Source organism: Burkholderia sp. LMG 13014, from assembly GCF_905232215.1.
Taxonomy (GTDB): domain Bacteria; phylum Pseudomonadota; class Gammaproteobacteria; order Burkholderiales; family Burkholderiaceae; genus Burkholderia.
Genome location: NZ_CAJNKE010000417.1, coordinates 1 through 5,454 on the forward strand (window position 1 = coordinate 1; position 5,454 = coordinate 5,454).

Consider the following 5,454-nt stretch of genomic DNA (forward strand, 5'->3'; position numbering starts at 1 on the left):
TCGATGCCGAGCATGTGCGCCAGCCGCCCGAGGTCGATCCAGCCTTGCGAGGCGGCGTCGTAGCCGGCCTGCATGTCGGCCGAGCGTGCGCGCGCGAGCGTGACGAGGCTGTAGTGATGGGCCCGCTCGCCGAGGTCGACCACGCCGCCGCGCACGTGCAGCAGCATGCGCACGTGCTCTTCGTTACGGCTGACGAAGAATTCGAGCAGTTGCGCCGGCGCGGCCGGATCGGCGGGCACCGCGAGCATCATCGTCGAGCCTCTGCTCACGAGCGCCACGCGCCACGTGAAGTCGCCGGTCGACACTTCATCGCCGTCGTGGAGCGCGCGAGGCGGAAGCGTGTCGTCGCACAGCCATTCGCCGATCGCCGACCGGACGATCGTGACCGGCCGCGCAGCGCGGGCCGGCAGGATCTGGCGCGGCGCGAGCACGATCGGCGGCGCGGCGCCTCGTATCGGCCACAGCGTATCGGCCGGATCGTCGAGCGCATGGACACGCCAGGGTGCGAGACCGTCCCGGCCGAACCGGATCACGTCGCCGGGTTGCAGCACCGCATGCTCGCCGTCGCGCAACGGAACGCCCGATACCAGCGTGCCGTTGCTGCTGTGATCGTGGAGCTCCCACTGCCCGCCGCTCCAGCGGATATGGGCATGGACGCGGGACACCGACGCATCCCGGATGACCGTGTCGCAGCGCGCGGCATCGCGACCGAACACGTGATATGCGCGAAGCAGGCACGCTTCCCCGGAAGAACCGTTCTTGAGTATCGCCATGACCGCCCCGCGTCGGATTCGCCCGGATCGATGCGGTGACGCATCGACACTGCCGGGCAAGCGATTGATTCACCAATTGCGAACAATGTCGCCTGTTCGCCGCCTCGCCACCTGTTTTTGTCATCCGTCTGTCAAACCGTTGCTCGTCCGGCGCGTGTCATTTCGGTTAATTGAATTGTCGACCGCTTTGTTTTTTTGAACCGAGCAACCAGATGAAAATCCTGCCAAATAAAGTCACGCACAGCAACTGGAATAATCAGTCCACGATTTCGGCTTGTAACGCCTTACATTTTCGACAGATTTCGAAAGAAAAATCAGCGGTCGAACGGCTCGTTGTGCACGGCGCATGGGGGTTCGCACGCCGCTGGACGGCCGTCCAGCCGGATGATGAGTCGGATTTGTAAAGCCGATGTCACAAAACATTCCCAATCGAAATACGCTCAGCAATCAGCTTGACAATTTCCGGAAATCACACAATCGCGCCGCGTTTTAATCAACGCATTAATTCACTTATTCATTTATCCAGGCATTCCGATTCGGTGCGCGGATCATCGATAAATATGATGTCAACCGGAGAACTTCCGCACCGCACAATCAAGCCCCCTTTATTATGCAATTGCTGAAATCCTGCTGCCCAAACCAGCCTCATGGCAATTCGCACCGCCCTTTTACTTCGGAATACGAATTTGAAAGATTTCGCGCCTGCTACTCGGGAGGGAGGGATGTCCCTGTCACGACCGGCGGCATCGCGCCGCGTCGGGAATGATCGACGGAGGAATCGACTTCGACATGGCAGGTCGCGTGCCCCTGCACGCGTCGATAACGTCGACCGAGCGATACACGGCACGCCACCCGCAGCACACACATCGCGGAAAACTGTTGCGGCGGAAGGCGGCCAACGCCAACCACCGCTCGTACAGACCCGCCAGACAAGCCGCCCTGCAAGCCGCCGGACCGGCCAGCGTGTCATAGACACTCACGAGCCATTGAGTGCTTGGCGCCGCTCGAACCGCACCGGTGACAAGTCGCCCACGAAACCGCGCCGGCAATTGGCGTTGCAGAACATCTCCCTGCAGTTGAAGCCATCCCCGGTTGCCATCACCGCGACCGCTCCGTCGCCGCCACCGGCTCCAGCAGCGAATCGTCCTCTCCCGCGCCACGTTCGAAACGCCGCGCCAGTCGGTCGAAATACAGGTAGACGACGGGTGTCGTAAACAGCGTCAGCAGTTGCGACAGGATCAGCCCGCCGACGATCGCAATGCCCAGCGGCACGCGCAGCTCGGCGCCCGCGCCATGCCCGATAGCGAGCGGCAGCGCGCCGAACAGAGCGGCAAGCGTCGTCATCATGATCGGCCGGAAGCGCAGCACGCAGGCCTGGCGGATCGCCGCGACCGGCGCGAGGCCCTGTTCGCGTTCGGCCACCAGCGCGAAGTCGATCATCATGATCGCGTTCTTCTTGACGATGCCGATCAGCAGGATGATGCCGATCATGCCCATGATCGACAGGTCCTGCCTGAAGAGCTGCAGCGCAAGCAACGCCCCGACGCCCGCCGACGGCAGCGTCGAGATGATCGTCAGCGGATGGATCGGGTTCTCGTACAGCATCCCGAGCACGAGGTACACGACGACGAGCGCGGCGAGAATCAGGTACGGCTCGCTCGCGAGCGATGCCTGGAACGCCTGAGCCGTGCCCTGGAACGTGCCCGAGAGCGTGTCGGGCTTGGCCGCGGCCACCTCCGCCGCGCGAATGGCCGCGACCGCGTTGCCGAGCGAATGCCCCGGCGCGAGATTGAACGAGATCGTCACGGCCGGGAACAGCCCCTGGTGGTTGACCGAGATCGGCGACACATTGTTCTCGATGCTCACCAGCACGTTCATCGGCACAAGTTCGCTCGTCAGCGGAGACCGCACGTACAGGTGCGCGAGCGCGTCAGTCGTCAACTGGAAGGCCGGATCGACCTCCTCCACGACGTGATACTGGTTCAGCGACGTGAAGAGCGTCGCGATCTGGCGCTGGCCGAACGCGTCGTACAGCGTGTCGTCGATCGCCTGCGCGGTGATGCCGAAGCGCGACGCGGTGTTGCGGTCGATCACGATCGTCGCGCTCGTCGCCGACGCCTGCTGGTCGGACGTCACGTCGGTCAGTTGCGGCAGCGTGGCAAAGCGCTTCGTCAGACGCGGCGCCCACTGGTTCAGCTCCTGCACGTCCGCGTCCTGCAGCGTGTACTGGTATTGCGCGGCGCTGATCCGTCCGCCGACCTGGATGTCCTGCCTGACCTGCATCGACAGCGTGATGCCCGTCACCTTCGCCAGCTTCGGCCGCAACCGCGCAAGCACCTGCGCCGCGCTCGCCGTGCGCACGCCGAACGGCTTCAGGTTGATCATCACGCGCCCCTGGCTCACGGTGGGATTCGGGCCGATCCAGTAATAGGTGTTGTCGACGGCCGGATCGGCCTCGACGATGCGGCCGAGCTGCTGCATCTTCTGCGCCATCGCCTGCGGCGAGATGTCCGGCGCGGCCTGCGCGACGCCCATGATCAGCCCGGAATCCTCCTGCGGGAAAAAGCCTTTCGGCATGGTGACGAACAGCGCAGCCGTCAGCGCGACGGTACCGATGGTCACCGCGAGCATCGTCCTGCGATGCGCGAGTGCCCAGTCGAGGCCGCGCTCGTAACGGCGCTCGACCGCGACGAACGCGACTTCGAGCCAGCGTTCGAGCGTGCGCAGCCGGCCGCCGTCCGAGCCCGGCGGGCGAATCAGCCAGCCGCACAGCATCGGCGTGACGGTCAGCGAGACCAGCGCCGACATCACGATCGCGACGCTCACCGTCACCGCGAATTCGCGGAACAGGCGGCCGACGATGCCGCCCATCATCAGGATCGGGATGAACACGGCGATCAGCGAGATCGTCATCGACACGATCGTGAAACGCACCTCGCGCGCGCCGAGCAACGCCGCGCGCATCTTCGGCACGCCCTCCTCGATGTGGCGCATCACGTTCTCGATCACGACAATCGCATCGTCGACGACGAAGCCGACCGCGATCGTGAGCCCCATCAGCGACAGGTTGTCGAGGCTGTAGTCGAGCAGATACATCACGCCGAACGTCGCGACCAGCGACAGCGGGATGGTGAGGCTCGGAATCACCGTGGCCCAGACGTTGCGCAGGAACGAGAAGATCACCATCACGACGAGCGCGATCGTCAGCATCAGCGTGAACTGCACGTCGTGCACCGACGCGTCGATCGTCTGCGTGCGGTCGCCGACCACCTGCACGTGCGCGGCCGCGGGCAGCGACGCCTCGAGCTGCGGCAGGCGCGTAGTGATATTGCGGATCGTCTGGACGACGTTGTAGCCCGGCTGCTTGTGCACGTCGATGATGATCGCGCGCTCGTGCTGCAGCCACGCGGCCTGCTGCGTGTCCTCCGCCGCCTCGACCACGGTGCCGAGATCGTCGAGCCGCACCGGTGCGCCGTTCTTGTAGGCCACGACCAGGTTGCGGTAGCTTGCCGCCGACGTGAGCTGGTCGGTCGCATTGAGCACGACCGAGCGGTCCGGGCCGTTGAGGTTGCCCTTCGGCGCATTGACGGTCTGCACGCCGACGATCGAGCGGACGTCCTCCAGCGTGAGCCCGCGCGCCGCGAGCTTGTCCGGGTCGAGACGGATCCGCACCGACGGGCGCTGCTGCCCGTGGAAATCGACGAGGCCGACGCCGGGCATCTGCGAGATCTGCTGCGCGAGGAAGTTCTCCGCGTAGCTGTCGAGCTGCGTGAGCGTCAGCGACGGCGAAGTCAGCGCCAACGACAGCAGCGTGAAGTCTGCCGGGTTGACCTTCTCGTAGGTCGGCGGATTCGGCAGGTTCTTCGGCAGCGTGCCGCCGGCCGCGTTGATCGCCGTCTGCACGTCCTGCGCCGCGCTGTTGATGTCGCGCGACAGATCGAACTGGATCGCGATCGAGGTCGTGCCGAGCGAGCTCGACGACGTCATCTGCGTGATGCCGGAGATGTTCGACAATTGCCGCTCGAGCGGCGTCGCGACCGAGGTCGCCATCGTGTCCGCGCTCGCGCCGGGTAGCTTCGCGACGACCTGGATGGTCGGGAAATCGACCTGCGGCAGCGGCGCGACGGGCAGCATGAAGTACGCGACGAGCCCGACGAGCAGGACCGCGACCGCGAGGAACGACGTCGCGATGCGTCGGCGGATGAACAGTTCGAGCAGGCTCATGACGACGCATCCAGCGTGGCGGGCGGCACGGGTGCCACGGCTTCATCGCGCGCGTCGACCCGCTTTGCCGCGACGGGCGTGCCGGGATTGAGGCGGCTCTGTCCTTCGAACACGACGAGATCGCCAGCAGCGACGCCGCTCGCGATCTCGATCATCCCGTCGACCGCCGCCCCCGTCCGCACCGCGCGCAGTCGCGCGGTGCCCGACGCATCGATCGCATAGACCTGCGGGCCCGCCTGCGTGTTGACGATCGCACGGCTCGGCACCGCGAGCCGCTGACGGTCGGTGCGCAGCAGCACCTGCGCGGTGACGAGCTCGCCCGGCCACAGCTTGCGATCGGTGTTGGCGAACGCGCCCTTCAGCCGGATCTGGCCGGTCGTGCGGTCGACCTGGCTGTCGATGAAGCTCAGCGTGCCCTGCGCGAGCGGCGCGCCGCCCGCGCGTGCCGTGACGGTCA

The 5,454-nt window shown here is 65.5% G+C and carries 4 protein-coding genes; 1 reads left to right on the plus strand and 3 read right to left on the minus strand.

Annotation, left to right across the window (positions count from 1 at the left end):
- A partial coding sequence (locus JYJ84_RS27540; RefSeq protein ID WP_205189703.1) for an FHA domain-containing protein occupies positions 1-773 on the minus strand: 773 nt, incomplete at its 3' end.
- Between the two features lie 212 nt (positions 774-985).
- Here JYJ84_RS27540 and JYJ84_RS27545 point away from each other — a divergent pair.
- Positions 986-1,177, plus strand: coding sequence for a hypothetical protein (locus JYJ84_RS27545; protein WP_175221500.1), 192 nt, complete (start codon positions 986-988; stop codon positions 1,175-1,177).
- A gap of 694 nt (positions 1,178-1,871) precedes the next feature.
- On the opposite strand, the gene JYJ84_RS27550 is transcribed toward JYJ84_RS27545, so the two are convergent.
- Together JYJ84_RS27550 and JYJ84_RS27555 are read right to left on the minus strand one after the other, a co-directional pair.
- Positions 1,872-4,997: an efflux RND transporter permease subunit gene (locus JYJ84_RS27550; RefSeq protein ID WP_175221499.1), complete on the minus strand. Its 3,126-nt coding sequence runs from the start codon at positions 4,995-4,997 to the stop codon at positions 1,872-1,874.
- On the minus strand, positions 4,994-5,454 hold a 461-nt coding region (locus tag JYJ84_RS27555), incomplete at its 5' end, for an efflux RND transporter periplasmic adaptor subunit (protein WP_205189705.1). The genes JYJ84_RS27555 and JYJ84_RS27550, both read right to left, overlap by 4 nt.

Excerpts from the sequence above, each read along its gene's own strand:
- JYJ84_RS27545 (WP_175221500.1), top strand. The coding sequence starts at position 986 with ATGAAAATCCTGCCAAATAAAGTCACGCACAGCAACTGGAATAATCAG.
- JYJ84_RS27550 (WP_175221499.1), bottom strand. The coding sequence starts at position 4,997 with ATGAGCCTGCTCGAACTGTTCATCCGCCGACGCATCGCGACGTCGTTC.